Genomic DNA, 18,085 nt, shown 5'->3' on the forward strand with positions numbered 1-18,085 from the left:
GGCCGGTCAGTGCAGCTGGCTCTCCTCCTTCTCCAGCAGCGCGAACTCCTCCTCCGGGGCGTCGGCCACGAGCCGGTGCCGGCTGTAGAACCAGAAGTAGGCCAGCGCCAGGCAGAAGACCCCGGCGGTGATGCCCGCGGCCCGCACGTCGACCACGAAGGTCGCCACGAGCGCGACGACGGCCAGCACCAGGGCGATGGAGGTGGTGACCACTCCGCCGGGGGTCCGGTATCCGCGCTCCAGATGCGGCTCCCGGATGCGCAGCACGATGTGGCTCAGGTTGAGCAGCACATAGGACACGGCGGCGCCGAAGACCGCGATGTTGATCAGCAGCCCGCCGTCCCCGATCACGGCGGCCAGGATGAAGCCGACGGTGCCCGGCACGATGAGCGCCACCCACGGGGTGCGGCGGGAGGAGGTCAGCGAGAGGAAGCGCGGCAGGTAACCGGCCCGGGAGAGCGCGAAGAGCTGCCGGGAGTAGGCGTAGACGATGGAGAAGAAGCTGGCCACCAGCCCTGCCAGACCCGCATAGTTCACGAAGGCCGCCAGCCAGGACCCTTCGCCGTACACGGCGCGGAGCGCCTCGGGCAGCGGGGACTCCGAGGAGCCCATCGCCTCGGCGCCGGCGGCACCGGGGACGAGGACCAGCATCAGGGCGCCGAAGACCAGCAGCACCATCATGGCGACGATGATGCCGCGCGGCAGGTCCCGCTTGGGGTCGGCGGTCTCTTCGGCGGCCAGCGGCACACCCTCGATGGCCAGGAAGAACCAGATGCCGAAGACCAGGGCCCCCAGCACACCGGTGATGCCGAAGGGCAGGAAGGCGCTGGAACCTGCTGAGCCGTCGGCGGCGATGTCGAAGAGGTTGCTGACCTCCACGTGGGGCAGCAGTCCGAAGACGGTGGCCGCGAGCGCGACGACGGCGATCAGAGTGATTCCGAGCATCACCTTCAGGGCCTCGCCGACGCCCCAGAGGTGGATGGCGATGAACAGCAGGTAGGCGGCCAGGTAGATGGGCCAGGAGTTGGTGAGGCCGAACAGCCCGAGGGCCTCCACATAACCTCCGATGAAGGTGGCGATGGCCGCGGGGGCGACGGCGTACTCGATGAGCACCGCCATCCCGGTGGCGAACCCGCCCAGTGGCCCGAAGGCTCGGCGGGCGAATCCGTAGCCGGCACCGGCGGTGGGTATGGCGGAGGACATCTCTGCCAGCCCGAAGACCATGCAGGTGTACATCAGGCCCATGAGGACGAAGGCGATGAGCAGCCCGCCCCAGCCGCCGACGGAGAGTCCGATGTTCCAGCCGGAGAAGTCTCCGGAGATCACGTAGGCCACGCCGAGGCCGGCGAGCAGGATCCATCCGGCCGCCCCTCGTCGCAGCTGACGGTGCTTCATGTAGCTCTCGCCGAGGTGCGTGTAGTCCACGTGGGCCGTGGATCCTGGTGCTCGTGACATGACACCCTCTCCCAATGGACTGCTTTCAGTCCTTTGAACAGCACCACTGTGAGGTGACACACGATCGAGTGTCAAGAGCCAGCGAGAAGATCGCTCGTAATTTTCTAGAGAAGAGACCTTTGTGGCTAGCCATATGGAATGCTGATGGCATGTCAGATGCGTCGTCTCCCGCGGAGCCCATGGCCTCGCTGACTCCTGTGCTGGGATCTGTACTGGGTCAGGCGCGGCGCGGCAACGTGCTCGAGGAGACGATCGCCCGGGTCCTGCGCGGCATCCGACTCGGCACCTTCGCCCCGGGCGAGAAGCTGCCGCCGGAGCGTGAGCTGGCCGAGTCCCTCGGCGTCTCGCGCAGCACGCTGCGCGACGCGCTGGCGGAGCTGCAGGCCGCCGGCTACCTCTCGGTGCGACGGGGCCGCTACGGGGGCACGTTCGTCGCCGAGGAGCTGCCCGCCCCGGCGACCTCCCTCGGCGCAGAGGATGCGGCCGCCGTCGAGGATGTGCTGACCTTCCGTGGCGTCGTCGAGCCGGCGGCCGCCGTGCTGGCGGCCTCGGCCACGCTGAGCACCGCACAGCGCTCCGCCCTGGTGCAGGCCCTGGAGGCGGTGGATGCCGCCGAGGCGTCCCAGTATCGGCCGCTGGATGCCCGCCTGCACTGCCTGATCGCGGAGCTCTCCGGCTCGGCGATGCTCTCCGCCGCAGTGGCCGAGGCCCGCGCGGCCGCCAGCGGCCTGCTGGACCGCATCCCGTTCTTGGACACGAACATCGCCCACTCCCAGGAGCAGCATCAGGCGATCGTCTCAGCCATCCTGCAGGGCGAGCCGACACGGGCGGGCGAGCTGATGAAGGAGCATCTGGAGGGCACCGCCTCGCTGCTGCGCGGCTTCCTCGCGGATGAGGGACCGGCTAGCCGCCCGCAGCCTTGACCTGCTCGTATCCGCCCACCAGGTTCCGCAGCCCGGCGTCGGGGTTGCGGTGGCGCAGCACGGCGAGCGCCTGCCGGGAGCGGACCCCGATCTTGCAGTAGAGCACCACGGGTCGCTGTTCGCTGGCCTCGTCGATCCCGGGGACCTCGCTGCCGTGCCACAGCTCGCCCAGCGGGACGTTGACGGCTCCCTCCACATGCCCGGCCGCGTACTCCCACGGCTCCCGGACGTCGACGACGCCGGCGATCCGCCCGGCCTCGACAGCGGCCTGCAGCTCGCGGATCCCGATGTCCTCCGGACCGAAGGGATGCCCGGTGTAGGGATCGGTCTCGCCCTCCACCGGGTGCAGAGCGGGATCCTCCTCCACCGCGCAGGCGGCTCCGGCGGAGGCCGCACCACCGCCGGGCCCGCCGCCCAGTCCGGCGACGTCAGCGCCGATGCTGGTGACCGGCTCCCGGTCCGGGTCCGGCAGCAGCCGCACCTCCCGGAAGGAGGCGGTCAGCGCGTCATAGGTCATCACCCGGCCGAGCAGGGTGTCACCCACTCCGGCCAGGAACTTGATGGTCTCAGTGGCCATCAGCGTGCCGATCACACCGGGCAGCACACCGAGCACCCCGGCCTCGGCGCAGGTGGGCACCTCCCCGGCGTCGGGGGCCTCGGGGTAGAGGTCCCGATAGGTGGGGCCGCGCTCCCCCGAGGGAAGCCGCGACCAGAACAGGCTCACCTGCCCGGCGAAGCGCAGGATGGAGCCGTAGACCAGCGGCTTGCCGGCGATCTCGCAGGCGTCGGAGACCACGTAGCGGGTCGCGAAGTTGTCCGAGCCGTCCACCACGATGTCCACCGGCTCCACCAGCGCCAGCGCGTTCTCGCCGGTGATCGGCTCCCGGTGCTCGTGCACGGTGATCTCCGGGTGCAGCCCGCGCATCACCGCCGCGGCGGACTCCGTCTTCGGCCGGCCGATGCCGGCCTCCGAGTGCAGGACCTGCCGGTGCAGGTTGGAGCGGTCCACGACGTCATGGTCGACGACGTCGATGGTCCCCACCCCGGCGGCGGCCAGGTAGGTGAGGATCGGGGCGCCGAGGCCGCCGGCGCCGATGACCAGCACTCGGGCATCGAGCAGCCGCAGCTGCGCATCGGGTCCGAAGCCGGTCAGCGAGAAGTGCCGCTGGAACCGTTCCAGCTGGGTCTGCGAGAGATCTTTCAGCTCAGTCAACGGGGTCGATCCTTCCTTCCATCGCGGAGGAGGCCAGGGCATGACGGCGGCGGGGGATCCGCCCCGCACCGGCACAGAGCCAGCCGGAGGAGACTGCCAGGCGCATGGCGTGGGCCATGTCGGAAGGCCGCTGGGCGCGGGTGACCGCGGAGGCGACCAGCACGGCGTCGCAGCCGAGCTCCATGGCCAGCGCGGCCTCGGAGGCGGCGCCGATGCCGGCGTCGAGCACCACCGGCACGTTCGCCCGGGAGGCGATGAGCTCGATGTTGTGCGGGTTCAGGATGCCCAGCCCGGTGCCGATGGGCGCCCCCAGGGGCATGACGGCGGCGGCTCCGGCCTGCTCGAGGCGCACGGCCGCGGCCGGATCATCGGTGGTGTAGACCATGGGGATGAAGCCCCGGTCGGCGAGCTGCTCGGTGGCCTCGAGGGTTTCGATGACGTCAGGGAGCAGAGTGTGCTCATCGGCGATGACCTCGATCTTGATGAGGTTCGTCTCGAGCGCCTCGCGGGCGAGCTCGGCGGTGAGCACCGTGTCCTTGACGGTGTAGCAGCCGGCGGTGTTGGGCAGCACGTCGATGCCGAGCCGCTCGAGCATGGCGAACACGCTGGTCTTGGTCTCCGGGCTGTAGCGGCGCATGGCCACAGTGGTCAGCGTGGTGCCGGAGGCGAGCAGCGCCTGCTCCAGGGCGTCCAGGTCGGTGATCCCGCCGGTGCCCATGATGAGGCGGTTCTGCAAGGTGTAGTCGCCCACCTGCAGGGACGGAGGAGTGGTGGCTGTGGTCATGGTGCTCTCTTCGGGTCAGGGGCGGCTCAGCCGCCCTGCACGGCGGTGACGATCTCAATCTCCTCGCCGTGGCTCAGCACGGTGGCGGCCCAGGCGCTGCGCGGGACGACGGCGGCGTTGATCGCCACCGCCACACCCAGGCGGCCGCCGTCGGCGGGGGTGCCGTCGGGGCTCAGCTCGCGCCCGGTGGTCTGCCCGACGGCGTCGACGACTGTCGCCCCCTCGGGCAGCTTCACGTCTTCTTCGTTGATGGTCACGGTGAGCATGGGTCTCACAATCCTGTGGGGGTCATCTCTGGTGCGGTCAGCGACCGTGTGGGGCTCATATGGGCGAGCATCTGCCGGTCCGCCGCGCTCAGTGCGGCCTCGCCGTCGTCGCTGAGCAGCGCGGCGGCCAACCGTGCGGCCAGCGGTGCCAGCAGGATCCCGTGTCGAGAGTATCCGGTGGAGATGACGACGTCGGGCGCCCCTTCCAGCCGGCCCAGGTAGGGGATGTCGTCAGGGGTGCCGGGTCGGGCCCGGGTGGTGATCTCTTCCAGCTCCATCTCCTTGACGGCGGGCAGCACGGCGACGGCGTCGTCGAGCAGCTCCTGCACGGAGCCCGCGTGGGTGCCGGGCATGCCATCCTCTCGCGAGGAGGCGCCGATGACCAGCCCGCCGTCGGCCCGTGGCACCAGGTAGACGCTGCGGCCGGCGACCTTGGCCCGGACGGTGGCGCCGAGGACGTGGTCCTCCCCAGCGAGCAGCTGCCCGGGACGCACCCGCAGGCGCAGCACGTCTCCGTGGACGGGCCGCAGATCCAGCGGGGCGCGTGCGGGCAGGCCGGCGATGTCGGCGCAACCGAGCCCGGGCACCAGCAGGACCTTCTGCGCGGTGCGCTGCGTGCCGTCGTCGAGGGTGGGCGTGTGGGAGCCCTCCGCGTCGGGGCCGCCGACAGCGGTGACCCGCGCCTCCACGCGTCGGGCGGGCGGGCCGGCGTCGGGGAAGCGAGCAGGATCCAGCGGACTCTCGAGGGCGGCGAGCGCGCAGCTGGCCAGCATCCGGGGGTCCACCTGGTGGTCGCTGGGCACGTCCCAGCCCTTGGAGATGCCGGGGGCGAGTGCGGGCTCGCGGCGGCGCAGCTGGCCGGAGGTCAGCGGCTCCACGGCCATGCCGTGGGCCTGCTGGACGGCGACGAGGTCGGCGACGGCGTCGCGGTCGGAGCGGTCCGCGGCCAGCAGGATGGTGCCGTTCTCCCGCCACCCGGTGGGGGCGTCGACGGCGGCGGCCAGCGTGGCCAGGAAGGCCGGGTACTCGGCCCGGGCGGCGGTCATCAGCGGATAGAGCCTGTCCTGCCCGTACTGGACCTCACTGATCGGGGCCAGCATCCCGGCGGCGGCGTAGCTGGCGTCCCGGGCGATCTCGGGGGCGATCAGCGTGACCGCGTGCCCTTCGCGCCTCAGCTGCCAGGCTGACAGCAGCCCGACGACGCCGGCTCCCACGACAGTGACGCCCACAGCTCCTCCTCACGGCGGCATGATCCGCATCGAGTCCGAGTGGTCGGCGGGTTCGCCCTCTCAGCCCGGCCGGCCCGGGCTCCCACGGAATGCAGGTTCCATTCTAGTGGGTCAGCCCTTCACTCCGCCCGCTGCGATGAAGCCGGTCCCCAGGCTGCGGCCCACGAAGAGGTAGAGCACGATCACCGGCAGGGAGTAGAAGAGCGAGAACGCCGCCAACTGGCCGTAGGCGACCTGGCCGTACTGTGAGGAGAACGTATAGAGGGTGACGGCCGCCGGCAGGTTGTCCGGACTGAGCAGCAGCATGAAGGGGACGAAGAAGTTCCCCCACATCATGACGAAGGTGAACATCGTGGCCACTCCGAGCCCTGACCGCATCAGCGGCATCACCACGGCCCACAGCGTCCGATAGACTCCGGCACCCTCGGTCCAGGCGCTCTCCTCGATCTCCATGGGCACGGCATCCATGAACCCCTTGGTGAGGAATATGGCGTACGGCAGCGAGGAGGCGCCGAGGAACAGGATCGCGCCGAACATGGAGTCGATGAGGTTGACCTGCACGAAGAGCGAGTACACGGGGATCATGATCGCTGTGATGGGCAGGCCGGTGGAGAAGATGATGGTCAGCAGCAGGGACCGCTTGCCACGGAACCGATACCGCGAGATCGGGTACGCACACAGCACCGCCGCGGTCATGGTCACCAGAGTGGCGCCGCCGCACAGGATCAGCGAGTTGGCGATCGGCCGGAAGGTCGTCTCGGCGTTCCAGATGGCGCTGAAGTTGCCGAGGCTCCATCGCTCCGGCCATGAGACGGCGAGGGACGCGTCTGTGTCGAAGGCGGCGAGCCCCACCCAGAGCAGAGGGATCAGGAACATGGCCCCGATGAACGCCATGACGAGTGTCGAGGCCGTCTCCGTGGTCCGTGCCCTGCGGCCCTTGCCGCCCCTGGCCGGCGCGGTCCGACGTGCTGAGGTGGTGGTCATCGCTTGTCCTCCTCGGGAAGCAGCCGCAGATAGGCGATCGAGGCGACCGCGCCGATCAGCAGGAGCAGCAGTGCCACGGCGGTTCCGTAGCCGAGCTGCCCGTAGGAGAAGGCCTGCTCATACATGTAGAGCGGCAGGGTCTGGCTCTGCTGCGCGGGCCCTCCCCCGGTCATGATGAAGATGAGCCCGAAGACGGACAGTGTCTGCAGGGTGATGAGCATCAGGTTGGTGGCGACGGCGGGGCGCAGCAGCGGCAGGGTCACCGACCAGAACCTGCGCAGAGGGCCGGCCCCGTCCACTGACGCCGATTCCTGGATCTCCGCGGAGATGCTGCCCAGCGCCGCCGAGTAGACCAGCATGGAGAACGCCGTGCCCCGCCAGATGTTCGCGAAGGCGACTGCGAGGATCGGAAGGCTGAAGAGCAGGTCCTGCTGCGGAAGCCCGATGGACTCCAGGATCACATTGAGGCTGCCCTCGTCGGCGAAGAAGGTGTAGAGCAGGTATCCGGCCACGACCTCGGGCAGGATCCACGCCGCGATGACGATGGCGGTGATGACGAACGTCACTGCCCGGTGGGCCTTCTCCATCAGCAGTGCGAGGAACAGCCCGAGGAGGTTCTGGCCGATCACCGCAGACACCACGGTGAAGACGAGCGTCAGCCCGACCGAGTTCCAGAACTGCGAGTCGGTGAAGGCGTCGGTGAAGTTCTCGAACCCGATGAAGGAGGTCTCCGCCGCCCCCTCGCCGCGGATCGCGGAGTCGGTGAAGGCCAGCCAGAGCGAGTACAGGATGGGGCCTGCCATGAACAGCACGAGCAGCGACAGCGCGGGAACCATGGGGACGGCCCGGCCGAACGTGAGACGGTCCCCGATGGTGCGATTCTGCCGTGGAGGCCCTCCTTCGCCGCTGGCGGCGTCGGGCCGATGGATCTGGGACTGCGTGGCGGTCGGCGCGCTCATGACGACTCGTCCTGCACGTTCTCAGGGCCGACGATGTCGGTGACGGCGGCCGCGTAGGCGGCGGCCGCCTGTTCAGGGGTCTGGGATCGGGTCATCACGGCCTCCATGGCCTCCTGGATGGCGTTGGACACCTCGGGATAGGCCGGCAGCGCAGGCCGGTAATAGGCGCCCTCGAGCAGCGAGGTGAAGAACTCTGCGGTGGGCGAGTAGCTCTGGTATCGCTCGTCCGCGGCGACGTCTTCTCGGACGGTGATGTAGTTGTTGGCGATGGTGAAGTCGACCATCACGTCCTTCTCGCAGAGCGCTTCGATGAAGGAGAAGGCGATCTCCGGGTCCGAGGAGTACTCCGGCAGGGTCAGGCACCAGCCGCCGCTGAGGGTGACGAAGCCGGGGTCCTGTCCGTGCTGGGTGGGCATCCGGGCCAGACCCATGGTCTCGGTCCATTCCGGCCAGGGGCTGGTGCCTCCTTCCACCCAGTTCTGGGAGACCCAAGAGCCGTCGATGACCATTCCCAGCTGAGCCTCCGGCAGCAGCCGGGAATAGATGGTCTCGCTGATGTTGGGGTCGAGGTTCTGAGCGAGGCTGAGGGTCAGCTCCTCCTCGAAGACGGTCTCCAGCAGCTGGAGCGACTCCAGGAACCCGGCGGAACCGATCACCCACCGGCTGGTGTCCTCGTCATAGAGGGTGGAGGCGGTGCCGTAGAGCAGCATCTCGAATCCCTGCATGGAGGCCTTCTCCCCCTGGGGCTTTCCGGAGTAGATGACCATCGGCGCGACGTCGGGCAGCTCGGCCTTGATGGTCCGGGCCGCCTCGAGGATCTCCGCCCAGTCCTGCGGCGCCCACTCCTCGGGGAGGCCGGCCTGGGCGAAGACCTCCTTGTTGAACCAGATGGCTCGCGTGTCGGTATGGGTGGGGACGGCGTAGGTGAGGCCGTCCTCCGCCTTGACCGCATCGCGTGAGGCCTGGGCGATCTCCTGCCAGTCGCCCCACTGTTCGACGAACTCGTCGACGGGCTGCAGATAGCCCGCCCCGACGTCGGAGAGCAGGATGAAGGTGTCCGCGTAGGCGACGTCCGGCGAGGTCCGCGGGGAGGACATCAGCAGCTCGTTCTTCGTGTAGTAGTCGTTCTCTGCCGCGACGATCGGCACCAGTTCGACGATCCGATCAGGATGCTGGCTCGTGTAGCGCTCTGCCGCAGCGTTGATCCAGTCCTCCCACAGCGTGCCGGAGCCGAACTGCTGGTAGGCGATGCGTATGACGTGGCCCTCTGCGGCCGCGGAACCGCCGCAGCCGGTCAGCGCCGCCAGCGGGAGGACCGCCCCGACTCCGCCGGCGAACCGCAGGAACGTCCGTCGATCGACCCCTAGTCTCGGATCTCTGCTCACCTGACTCGTGCCGTACCCGCTCACACGCTCATCTCCTCCACCATCGATTCCGCCGCCTGACGAGGGGACAGCCGCTCGAAGAAGACCTCCAGCTCATAACGCTGCACGATCTGACCGAAGTCGGCTCCCCCAGAGGGCGGCAGGGGCGGCGGATCCCCCACCTCCCCTTCCATGCCTCGCAGGAACTCCGCGATGTCAGCGTCGAGACCAGTGAGGCCCGGGAGCACCGCGTCCAAGACGTCGGCGTTCGGCGGCACGCCCCGCTCTGTCCGCAGGATCTCTCCCGCCGCAGTCGAGTTCGCGAAGAAGTCGATGAAGTGCTGGACCTCCTCCGGATGCTCCGTCCCGGCGGAACCGGAGAGATACATGCTGGACTTGTAGTACGTGTCAGGACGGCTCGGCCCCTCGCTCTGCCTGGGCAGTCGAAGAGGGGTGAACTCATCTCCTGTGGCGGTCGCGATCGCCAGCAGCTCATTGGAGGACCAGGTGCTCAGGGCCGCGCGCCCCTGTCCGGCCAGGGACTGCTCATGACCGGCCGACTGGTTCTCGGAGATCACATCAGCGCCGGGATAGGCCCCCTGCTGCATCAGCTCGAGCTGAAGCTCGAAGTAGCGTGCGGCATCCTCCACGGTGAAGCCGACATCGTCACCATCAGGACTGCGGATCTCCTTGCCCTGCTGGCGCAGCCACATCTCCAGGGTCGCGATGCCGAAGGGCCCTTCGGCTCCGTGCGAGTCAGGCAGCGCATCGTCCAGCTCGCTGCTGACCTCGGCATAGTCCTCCCATGTCCACGTCGTGTCATCGGGAAGGTCCACGTCGGCCTCGTCGAACAGGGTGACGTTGGCCGCCATCACCGTGGCGTTGATGCCGATGGTCACCGCGAACAGCTCGTCGTCGATCATCCCGTTCCTGACGACGCTCTCGTCATGGCCCGAGGTGTCGACCGTCTCCAGCTCCAGAAGACTGCCCTGATCTGCGTATGTCCTCAGATAGCCGCTGTCCATCTGGACGATGTCCGGGAGGTCCCCGCCGGCGGCCTGAGTGGCCAGTGCGTCCCAGTAGCCGCCCCACTCGCGAAAGCTCGGCTCGATGCTGACGTGGGGGTTCTCCTCCTCGTAGAGGTCGATGACCTCCTGGGTGAGCTCGTGCCGTGCGTCGGGCCCCCACCAGGTGAAGCTCAGGGTGACGTCACCGTCGTCAGCCCCACCTTCTCCGCAGCCGACGAGGGCCAGCGACAGCGCCGTCCCTACCCCGAGGCTCCGAACAACCCGGCTGCGGCACTGACGCTCCTTCGCCCTGACGTTCACCCCAGCTGGCCCTCCAACTCCGCCACGAGATCCTCCGCCGCCTGCTCCGGGCTCAGCCGGTCGAAGAAGACCTCCATCAGGTACCGGTCCACCGTCGGCTGGAAGTCGGAGCTGCCGACTGGGGCGAGGGGCTCAGGCTCTGCTTCCTCCGCCTCCAGCCGCTCGATGAAGGCGACCGTCTCGGCGTCCAGGTCATCGAGGTCGTCCACCACCAGCTCGCGGACTGCCATGTTGGGAGGCACTCCCCGTTCGACCTGGGCGATCTGCGCCGCGTCCTCGGAGTTCACGAAGAAATCGATGAACTGCTGCGCCTCCTGGGGGTGGTCCGTGGTCGCAGGCACGGAGAGATACATCGACGACTTCAGCCACAGGGGGTCGTCGTCCGAGTCGCTCATCCCGGGATACCGGAGCAGCTCCAGTGACGCCCCGCTCGCCTGTGCCGAGCCGACGGCCTGGTTCGTCCATCGTGTCGCCAGCGCCTCCCGTCCCGTGCCGCTCAGCGTCTGCTCCTCGGGAGCGGCGCGGTCCTCCTGGATCACGGCCGCCGGCGGAAGCACCTCGGCGTCGAGGAGGTCCTTGAAGTACTCGAAGTACGCCTGCGCCTCGGCAACGGAGAACCCGAGCTCACCCTCATCGGTCGCCAGATGAGCTCCAGACTGGCGGAGCCAGACCTGGAACGGCGCGATCCCCAGCGGCCCCGCGCTGCCCCAGACGTCGTCCGAGCCCTCGCTGATCTCTGCTGCGACGTCGGCGAAGTCCTCCCAGGTCCACGTGTCGTCGTCGGGAACGTCGACGCCTGCAGACTGGAAGACATCCACGTTGGCCAGCACTGTGGGCGCATTCAGCCCAAGCGTGACGGCCAGGAGCTCATCCTCCACACGGCCGTTCGCCACCGCCGTCTCCGAGAACTCTGAGACGTCGACCTCGTCCAGACTGTGGAGGGCTCCCCGATCGGCGTACTCCCGCAGGTACTGCTCGTCCATCTGGATCACATCCGGGGCATCCCCGCCGGCGACCTGCGTGGCCAGCCGATCCCAGTGATCCTCGAAGGACCCGCCGTACTCGGTCTCGATCGAGACGTGCGGGTTCTCCTGCTCGTAGATGTCGATGATCTCTTGGGTGATCTCGTGGCGATGCTCGTTTCCCCACCAGGCGAACCGCAGGGTCACTCCCTCATCGTCTGCCGCGTCTCCACAGCCGACCACAAGCAGACATACCGCAGCCCCGCCGGCGACCACCTTGTTCAGCGCTCGTCCCTCACCCATGAGTCTCACTCCCCCAACCTCTCGAATTGTGTCGAGGATCACAGGACAGCGCTGTCATGTCAAGAGGTAGCCCCACGGTGATGCCACCGGCGGCTACCGTCTCAACGGCCGGTGAAGCGACGTGCGGTCACCGGCATCGTCACATGACGTGGGGCGGGATCCTCGGCCGCGGCCCGCTCCAGCAGCAGCTGAGCGGCAGTGCGACCGACCCCGGACTTGTCATAGGCCAGCACCGTCACCGGCACGTCGAAGTAGCGCGCCTCGGGAAGGTCGTCGAAGCCGACGACGGCGACCTCCCTCCCGCGCTCATGGAGCTCCTCCAGGACCCCGAGGGTCAGCAGATTGTTGGAGCCGAAGATCGCGGTGGGCGGGTTCGGAGAGTCGAGCATCCCGGAGACGACGGAGCGAGACTCCTCCGTGGTGCGGACCCCGAAGCGCAGCAGGTCCTCCTGCGTGGCCGCGCCGAACTCCCGGTGCGCCTGACGGAAGCCAGCGATGCGCTGACGGATGTTGTAGATGTAGTCGAGGTCACCGATGAAGGCGATCCGCTCGTGCCCCTCACGCAGCAGCTCCTTGACCGCGGCACGGGTCGCACCCCAGTCGTCAGGGGCCACGGAGTCCGCGCCGAGCCCTGCGATGATGCGGTGGGCCAGGACCATGGACATGCTTCCCGCGGCGGCGAAGAGGTGTCGGTGATCCTCCCCGGAGGGTACGATCACCAGACTGTCCACCCCTCTGTCCTGAAAGTCCTCGAGGAGCTGCCTCTCCTGCTGAGCGTCCTCATCTGTAGAGGCGATGATCAGCGAATGTCCCGCGGCGCGCAGCACACGCTCCACCCCATGGGCGAGCGCGACCACGTGGGGATTCTCCAGGGTGGTGACCAGCAGACCAGCCATCGGCAGCCTGCGCCCCCGAGCCAGGCTGCGAGCCGCCTGGTGGGGCCGGAAACCCAGCTGCCTGACCGCGGCCCTGACCCGTTCCGCCGTCGTGTCGGCGACATAGCGCTCTCCGTTGACCACGCGCGAGGCGGTCTTGAGGCTGACTCCCGCGGTCGACGCGACATCTTGAAGGGTGACCCTACGCCCCACCACACACCCCCTCCGTCACGCGAATGTGACGTTGACAACATTGAACTCCTTTGATTGTATCGACCGGACAGCGCTGTCATAAATCTGTCTTCCACCCCACCAGGATGGTGCCCCATGCACGATGACGCCACACTCACCGTCGGACGGGCCTCCCGGGCACTGAAGGAGCGCATCCTGCCCGCGGTCCACGCCGCCTCGATCCCCTTCGACGTGGCCGCGCACGAGCTCCCCGGCGAGCCGATCCCGCCGACGAAGGGCCTCCAGCTGGAGTTCCAGGCCTACGAGGTGGGCACCCCGTGGGGCCCGCCCTGGGGCACGACCTGGTTCCGGCTGCGTGGCACAGTGCCACAGCACTGGGCCGGGCGGCAGGTCGAACTCGTCGTGGACCTGGGCTTCGACGTCTCACGGACGGGCTTCCAGTGTGAGGCGCTGATCTATCGACCGGACGGCACGCCGCTGAAAGCCGTGAACCCGCAGAACCAGCACGCCGTGCTGGTGGAGGAGGCGGCCGGGGGCGAGGAGATCGAACTGTTCCTCGAAGCGGCGGCCAATCCTGAGATCCATGGAAGCCGGGGCTTCATCCCCACCTATGAGGGCGACGTCCTCACCGCTCACCGTGAACCCCTCTACGTGACCCGCAGGATGGACCTGGCGCTCTTCGAGGAGGACACCCACGAACTCGCCCTGGACATCGAGGTGCTGCTGGACCTGGCCCAGCAGCTGCCGGAAGGGCGACGTCGTCACCGGATCCTGCAGGCTCTCGATGATGCGCTGGACGTGCTCGATCTGCAGGACATCCCCGGCACGGCAGCCGCCGCCCGGGCCGAGCTGACCGAAGTCCTGGCCTCACCCTCGGGGGCCAGCGCGCACACGATCTCCGCCGTGGGCCACGCCCACATCGACTCCGCGTGGCTGTGGCCCGTCCGCGAGACGATCCGCAAAGTGGCCCGGACGACGACGTCGATGGCCGAACTGATCGACCGCACCGAGGACTTCGTCTACGGAATGTCCTCGGCCCAGCAGTACGCCTGGATCAAGGAGCACCGCCCCGAGGTGTGGGAACGCATCCGTGAGGCAGTCGCCGCTGGGCGCTTCCTGCCGCTGGGCGGCATGTGGGTGGAGTCCGACGTCGTCATGCCCACCGGGGAGGCGATCGTGCGGCAGTTCTCCCAGGGGCAGCGCTTCTTCGAACGCGAGTTCGGTGTGCGGTGTCGCGGGGTATGGCTGCCGGACTCCTTCGGCTACTCCCCCGCCCTGCCGCAGCTGATGGTCCGCGCCGGGTTCGACTGGTTCTTCACGCAGAAGATCTCCTGGAACCAGGTCAACAAGTTCCCGCATCACACCTTCGAATGGGAGGGGATCGACGGCTCCCGCATCCTCAGCCACTTCCCGCCTATGGACACCTACAACTCCGAGCTCTCCGGCGAGGAACTCGCCAAGGCCACCGCGAAGTTCCGGGAGTCCCGCCGTGCCAGCGGCTCCATCGCCCCGGTGGGATACGGCGACGGCGGCGGCGGCACCACCCGTGAGATGGTGGGCCGCGCTCAGCGCCTCGCCGACCTGGAGGGCAGCCCCACCGTCCGCTGGGAGCACCCGGACCAGTTCTACGATCGGGCGCGCGACGAGGTCCCGGAGCCCCCCGTATGGGTCGGTGAGCTGTACCTGGAGATCCACCGAGCGACTTTGACCTCCCAGCACAAGACGAAGCAGGGCAACCGGCGCAGCGAGCATCTGCTGATGGAGGCCGAGCTCTGGGCTTCCACTGCTGCGGTGGGCGCCGGAACCGAGTACCCCTATGACGAGCTTGATGAGCTGTGGCAGATGACCCTGCTGCATCAGTTCCACGACATTCTGCCCGGCACCTCGATCGCCTGGGTGCATCGCGAGGCCCAGGAGACCTACGAGCACATTCGGGCGCGCACCGAGCGGATCATCCATGACGCGCTCACCGCCTTGGTGGGCACAGGGGACGTCCCGGTGGAGGCGAACCCGACACCGTTCAGCGCAGACGGTCTCCCCGCGCACGGGGCCTCCCCGGTGCCGGAGGTCGGCTCGGATGCTGTGCGGCTGACCGAGACGAAGGACGGCGGGTTCGAGCTCCGCAACGCCCTGGTCTCTGTGACGATCACTCCAGAGGGTCACGTGTCCTCGGCCGTGGACCTCGCCTCCGGCCGGGAGTGCGTGGCCCCGGGCCGGGAGGCAGGGGTGCTGCAGCTGCACCAGGACTTCCCGAACAAATGGGACGCCTGGGATGTGGATCGCTTCTATCGCAACCGTGTGACGGAGCTTCGCGAGGCGTCGTCGTTGTCCGCCGAGGTCACCGAAGCCGGCGGCGCAGTCGTCACGGTGGACCGAAGCTTCTCCGCCTCGACCCTGCAGCAGCGTCTCATCCTGGAACCGGACAGCCGGGTGCTGCGGTTCGAGCAGAGCACAGACTGGCAGGAGACAGAGAAGTTCCTCAAGGCCTCGTTCCCGCTGGATGTGCGGGCCGAACACACCGCTGCCGAGACTCAGTTCGGATTCCACCGTCGGGTCACCCATTCCAACACCAGCTGGGAGGCGGCGAAGTTCGAGACGTCCATGCATCGGTTCGTCCTGGCGGAGGAGCCCGGTTTCGGCGTCGCGCTGGTGAACGATTCGATCTACGGCTATGACGTCACCCGGGACGTCGTGGACGCCGACGTGACGACCACCGTGCGCCTCTCGCTTCTGCGGGCGCCACGCTTTCCGGACCCGGAGACGGACCAGGGAGTGCAGACACATGTCTACGGGATGGTCATCGGCGCCGGGGTGGCTGAGGCCACCCGCGCGGGCATCGAGATGAACATGCCACGGCGTCGGCTGCAGGGTTCACAGGGCTTCGCCCCGCTGGTCCGATGCGAGGGCGAGGGGCTCGTGGTCTCGGCGGTGAAACTCGCTGAGGACCGCTCAGGAGACTTGGTGGTCCGTGTCTACGAAGCGTTGGGACGCCGCGCGGAGGGCACCATCACGGTCAACGCCCCGGTGGCCGGGGTCCGTGAGGTCAGCCTGATCGAGGACGACCTCACCGACGTCGGGACCTTCGCACCTGTGCGCCTGCGGCCCTTCGAGGTGCGCACGCTGCGCTTCTCGCTCGGCTGAGGGTCAGCCGGTCGCCTCAGGGTTGAGCAGCGCGGCCGCGGCGATCCGGTGCTGCGGCTCTCCGGTCGTGAGTGCGAACATGCCGTAGGCCACCGGAGAAGCCGCCCACAGCTCGTGGCAGTGTTCGGCCAGCTTCGGCCAGACGGTCCCCCCGGCCTCTTCATAGGCCGCGACAGTGAGGTCGAAGGCCTCCTGCCCGCCGATGGAGAACTGGTAGGTGAAGTCTCGTCCGGGGTCGTCGACGCGGGCGGTGGTCCAGTCGAGGACCCCAGTGATCTCCCCGGTGTCGCCGAGGAGGATATGGGCGGGGTAGAGCTCTCCATGTGTCATCACGGTGCGGTCCGGCCACAGCTCGTCGGCATCGAGCCAGGTGCGCCACCGGGTGAGCAGCTCTCCGGCGACGTCGAACTCGCTGGAGACCTGGTCCACCTCCTCCTGCCAGCGCTGACGGGTCTGCTCCGGGGTGCGGATCTCGACGCCCGCGTCGCGCGCCTGATCGACGTCGATGCTGTGCAGCTCCGCCAGCAGCCGACCCAGCGCGGTGGCGAACTCGTGGGATTCCGGGTCCATGTGCCATTGCGGCTCTCCGCCGCGGAGGGTCAGCCCGGGGTGGCCGGGGAGCGCCCGGTAGGCGAGCAGCTCCTCGGAGCGGATGGTCCAGTCCGGCACCGCGACGCTGAGATGAGGACGGACCAGGTCCAGGATGCGGGCCTCGTCGTCCATGCGTTCGACGACGTCAGGACGCCGCGGGATGCGCAGCACCCACCGTTCGCCGGCGGCGTCGTCCGCCAGGGCCACCTCGAAGTCGAGACCGGCGTCGACGAGCTCCACAGTGTCCTTGTTGAGGGCGAGACCGCGCCAGACGGCCCGCTGGATGACGTCGTCGAGCGTTGAGGAATCCATTCATTCACGCTACTGGCGCGCATAGACGGTGGCAATGAGCGGACGGGCCAAAACGTGATCAGGGGTGATGCGCTGTGCGCATCACCCCTGAGAAGTGGAGCGGATGACGGGAATCGAACCCGCGTCGTCGGCTTGGGAAGCCGAAGCTTTACCATTAAGCTACATCCGCGAAGCGGCCGGATCCGAGGATCCGAAAAACTCCTGGGTAGAGATTATCACTCCCTGGGAGGGTGTTTTCCAATCGGAAGGCTGAGCGTCCCGTATGACGAGCGCCGCACACACCGACGACGCCGACTGGGGCGCCTACTATCGGCGGACCGCAGGCCGGAGGCCGAGGCCCCTGCTCCTGGACGCGATGGCGCACGTGCCGGCGGAGGATCTGTGGTCCGTGTCCGCAGTAGACCTGGACTCCGGGCTGACCGCAGCAGTGGAGGATCTCGAGGCCGTGGAGCCGCCGCGTGCGGATCTGCTGCTGGCCTGCATGAGCCTCCCGTTCCTGGGGCCGACCGAGCTGGCGACCTTGTGGGAGCGGATCCTCGCCGCGCTGCACCCGGGCGGCGTGCTGGCGGTGAACCTGCTCGGCGACCGCGACTCCTGGGCGCACGGAGACACGGCCGTGGCAGGCATGACGTTCCACCGCCGGAATGAGGTGGAGGCGATGGTGTCCGGGCTCGGCATCCTGCAGCTCGAGGAGCACGAGTTCGACGGACCCAGCGGCCGGGACCCGAAGCACTGGCACCGGTATGACGTGATCGCCTGTCGATGAGACTCAGCCGCCCAGCTTCCGGGCGGCGGGCCTACGACGACAGGTGACTTTGCGCTGCAGCGAAGGACCCAACTCGAGCATGCGGCAGTGATCAGATCCGGATGCGGGCGGTGCAGTGGAGCAGGTCCACTGGTCCGCTGAGAAGGTGACCCCCACGGGGCGAGGCTGAGTCGCGCGATCGGGACGCACGGTGAGCTGGGGAGTATCGCAAGGCACGTTCGAGTGCAGAGTGATGCCGGTGATTCTGGGGGCGCTGACGCTGAAGCGGCGGAGCCGGTTTTGGCGCGGCCGGTCTGGGTGGGGCTGGTTCTGGGGCCGGACGTGCGGGTATCTCGAGGTGGCCGTGGGATTTGAGTCGATGATGTCGTCGGCACAGTGCCTGGAGGTTTCCCCCAGTGGTAGGGCCTGTCGGGTAGGGGAGTCGATGATCCAGATCGC

At 68.4% G+C, this 18,085-nt stretch carries 15 protein-coding genes, 1 tRNA gene and 1 riboswitch; of the genes, 3 read left to right on the top strand and 13 right to left on the bottom strand.

The window, feature by feature from the left end; translation table 11 throughout:
* Positions 1-6: 6 nt before the first annotated feature.
* Positions 7-1,455: an ethanolamine permease gene (eat, locus tag ODE13_RS12110; RefSeq protein ID WP_322479508.1), complete on the bottom strand. Its 1,449-nt coding sequence runs from the start codon at positions 1,453-1,455 to the stop codon at positions 7-9.
* A gap of 149 nt (positions 1,456-1,604) precedes the next feature.
* Here eat and ODE13_RS12115 point away from each other — a divergent pair, with 149 nt between their 5' ends.
* Positions 1,605-2,378 (top strand): FadR/GntR family transcriptional regulator, encoded by a 774-nt coding sequence (locus tag ODE13_RS12115; protein WP_322479509.1) that lies wholly within the window; start codon positions 1,605-1,607, stop codon positions 2,376-2,378.
* On the opposite strand, the gene moeB is transcribed toward ODE13_RS12115, so the two are convergent.
* From moeB to ODE13_RS12165, 10 genes are all read right to left on the bottom strand, one after another.
* Positions 2,359-3,591, bottom strand: a complete 1,233-nt coding sequence (gene moeB, locus ODE13_RS12120) for a molybdopterin-synthase adenylyltransferase MoeB (RefSeq protein ID WP_322479510.1) — start codon at positions 3,589-3,591, stop codon at positions 2,359-2,361. The two genes, ODE13_RS12115 and moeB, sit on opposite strands and share 20 nt — an antisense overlap.
* Positions 3,584-4,375 carry a thiazole synthase gene (locus ODE13_RS12125; protein WP_179541471.1) on the bottom strand — a complete coding sequence of 264 codons (792 nt, stop codon included), beginning with the start codon at positions 4,373-4,375 and terminating at the stop codon, positions 3,584-3,586. The genes moeB and ODE13_RS12125 overlap by 8 nt, the downstream gene beginning before the upstream one ends.
* 26 nt (positions 4,376-4,401) lie before the next feature.
* Positions 4,402-4,641 carry a sulfur carrier protein ThiS gene (gene thiS / locus ODE13_RS12130; protein ID WP_322479511.1) on the bottom strand — a complete coding sequence of 80 codons (240 nt, stop codon included), beginning with the start codon at positions 4,639-4,641 and terminating at the stop codon, positions 4,402-4,404.
* A 5-nt stretch (positions 4,642-4,646) separates the two neighbouring features.
* Positions 4,647-5,870 carry a glycine oxidase ThiO gene (gene thiO / locus ODE13_RS12135; protein ID WP_322479512.1) on the bottom strand — a complete coding sequence of 408 codons (1,224 nt, stop codon included), beginning with the start codon at positions 5,868-5,870 and terminating at the stop codon, positions 4,647-4,649.
* Positions 5,860-5,966, bottom strand: a riboswitch (TPP riboswitch). Its footprint overlaps the gene before it by 11 nt.
* 15 nt (positions 5,967-5,981) lie before the next feature.
* Positions 5,982-6,854: a carbohydrate ABC transporter permease gene (locus ODE13_RS12140; RefSeq protein ID WP_179541468.1), complete on the bottom strand. Its 873-nt coding sequence runs from the start codon at positions 6,852-6,854 to the stop codon at positions 5,982-5,984.
* A complete protein-coding gene (locus tag ODE13_RS12145; RefSeq protein ID WP_322479513.1) occupies positions 6,851-7,813 on the bottom strand; it encodes a sugar ABC transporter permease in 963 nt (320 codons plus the stop codon). Before ODE13_RS12145 ends, ODE13_RS12140 begins: the two co-directional genes overlap by 4 nt.
* On the bottom strand, positions 7,810-9,222 hold the full coding sequence (locus ODE13_RS12150) for a substrate-binding domain-containing protein (RefSeq protein WP_322479514.1): 1,413 nt from the start codon (positions 9,220-9,222) through the stop codon (positions 7,810-7,812). Before ODE13_RS12150 ends, ODE13_RS12145 begins: the two co-directional genes overlap by 4 nt.
* On the bottom strand, positions 9,219-10,505 hold the full coding sequence (locus tag ODE13_RS12155) for an ABC transporter substrate-binding protein (RefSeq protein WP_322479515.1): 1,287 nt from the start codon (positions 10,503-10,505) through the stop codon (positions 9,219-9,221). Before ODE13_RS12155 ends, ODE13_RS12150 begins: the two co-directional genes overlap by 4 nt.
* Positions 10,502-11,770: an ABC transporter substrate-binding protein gene (locus ODE13_RS12160; RefSeq protein WP_322479516.1), complete on the bottom strand. Its 1,269-nt coding sequence runs from the start codon at positions 11,768-11,770 to the stop codon at positions 10,502-10,504. The genes ODE13_RS12155 and ODE13_RS12160 overlap by 4 nt, the downstream gene beginning before the upstream one ends.
* 101 nt (positions 11,771-11,871) lie before the next feature.
* Positions 11,872-12,861: a LacI family DNA-binding transcriptional regulator gene (locus ODE13_RS12165; RefSeq protein WP_322479517.1), complete on the bottom strand. Its 990-nt coding sequence runs from the start codon at positions 12,859-12,861 to the stop codon at positions 11,872-11,874.
* A gap of 111 nt (positions 12,862-12,972) precedes the next feature.
* Here ODE13_RS12165 and ODE13_RS12170 point away from each other — a divergent pair, with 111 nt between their 5' ends.
* A complete protein-coding gene (locus tag ODE13_RS12170; protein WP_322479518.1) occupies positions 12,973-15,978 on the top strand; it encodes an alpha-mannosidase in 3,006 nt (1,001 codons plus the stop codon).
* A 3-nt stretch (positions 15,979-15,981) separates the two neighbouring features.
* Here ODE13_RS12170 and ODE13_RS12175 read toward each other — a convergent pair whose 3' ends face one another.
* Positions 15,982-16,881 (bottom strand): macrolide 2'-phosphotransferase, encoded by a 900-nt coding sequence (locus tag ODE13_RS12175; protein WP_322479519.1) that lies wholly within the window; start codon positions 16,879-16,881, stop codon positions 15,982-15,984.
* A 95-nt stretch (positions 16,882-16,976) separates the two neighbouring features.
* A tRNA-Gly gene (locus tag ODE13_RS12180) sits at positions 16,977-17,050 on the bottom strand.
* A gap of 93 nt (positions 17,051-17,143) precedes the next feature.
* Here ODE13_RS12180 and ODE13_RS12185 point away from each other — a divergent pair.
* Positions 17,144-17,647 carry a hypothetical protein gene (locus ODE13_RS12185; RefSeq protein ID WP_322479520.1) on the top strand — a complete coding sequence of 168 codons (504 nt, stop codon included), beginning with the start codon at positions 17,144-17,146 and terminating at the stop codon, positions 17,645-17,647.
* The last annotated feature ends 438 nt before the right edge of the window (positions 17,648-18,085 follow it).

The organism is Nesterenkonia sp. HG001, from assembly GCF_034438835.1.
In the GTDB taxonomy this organism is placed as follows: Bacteria; Actinomycetota; Actinomycetes; order Actinomycetales; family Micrococcaceae; genus Nesterenkonia; species Nesterenkonia xinjiangensis.

Coding starts and splice junctions, on each gene's coding strand:
- ODE13_RS12175 (WP_322479519.1), bottom strand. CDS start 16,881: ATGGATTCCTCAACGCTCGACGACGTCATCCAGCGGGCCGTCTGGCGC.
- ODE13_RS12160 (WP_322479516.1), bottom strand. CDS start 11,770: ATGGGTGAGGGACGAGCGCTGAACAAGGTGGTCGCCGGCGGGGCTGCG.
- ODE13_RS12145 (WP_322479513.1), bottom strand. CDS start 7,813: ATGAGCGCGCCGACCGCCACGCAGTCCCAGATCCATCGGCCCGACGCC.
- eat (WP_322479508.1), bottom strand. CDS start 1,455: ATGTCACGAGCACCAGGATCCACGGCCCACGTGGACTACACGCACCTC.
- ODE13_RS12115 (WP_322479509.1), top strand. CDS start 1,605: ATGTCAGATGCGTCGTCTCCCGCGGAGCCCATGGCCTCGCTGACTCCT.
- ODE13_RS12125 (WP_179541471.1), bottom strand. CDS start 4,375: ATGACCACAGCCACCACTCCTCCGTCCCTGCAGGTGGGCGACTACACC.
- ODE13_RS12170 (WP_322479518.1), top strand. CDS start 12,973: ATGCACGATGACGCCACACTCACCGTCGGACGGGCCTCCCGGGCACTG.
- ODE13_RS12140 (WP_179541468.1), bottom strand. CDS start 6,854: ATGACCACCACCTCAGCACGTCGGACCGCGCCGGCCAGGGGCGGCAAG.
- thiS (WP_322479511.1), bottom strand. CDS start 4,641: ATGCTCACCGTGACCATCAACGAAGAAGACGTGAAGCTGCCCGAGGGG.
- ODE13_RS12185 (WP_322479520.1), top strand. CDS start 17,144: ATGACGAGCGCCGCACACACCGACGACGCCGACTGGGGCGCCTACTAT.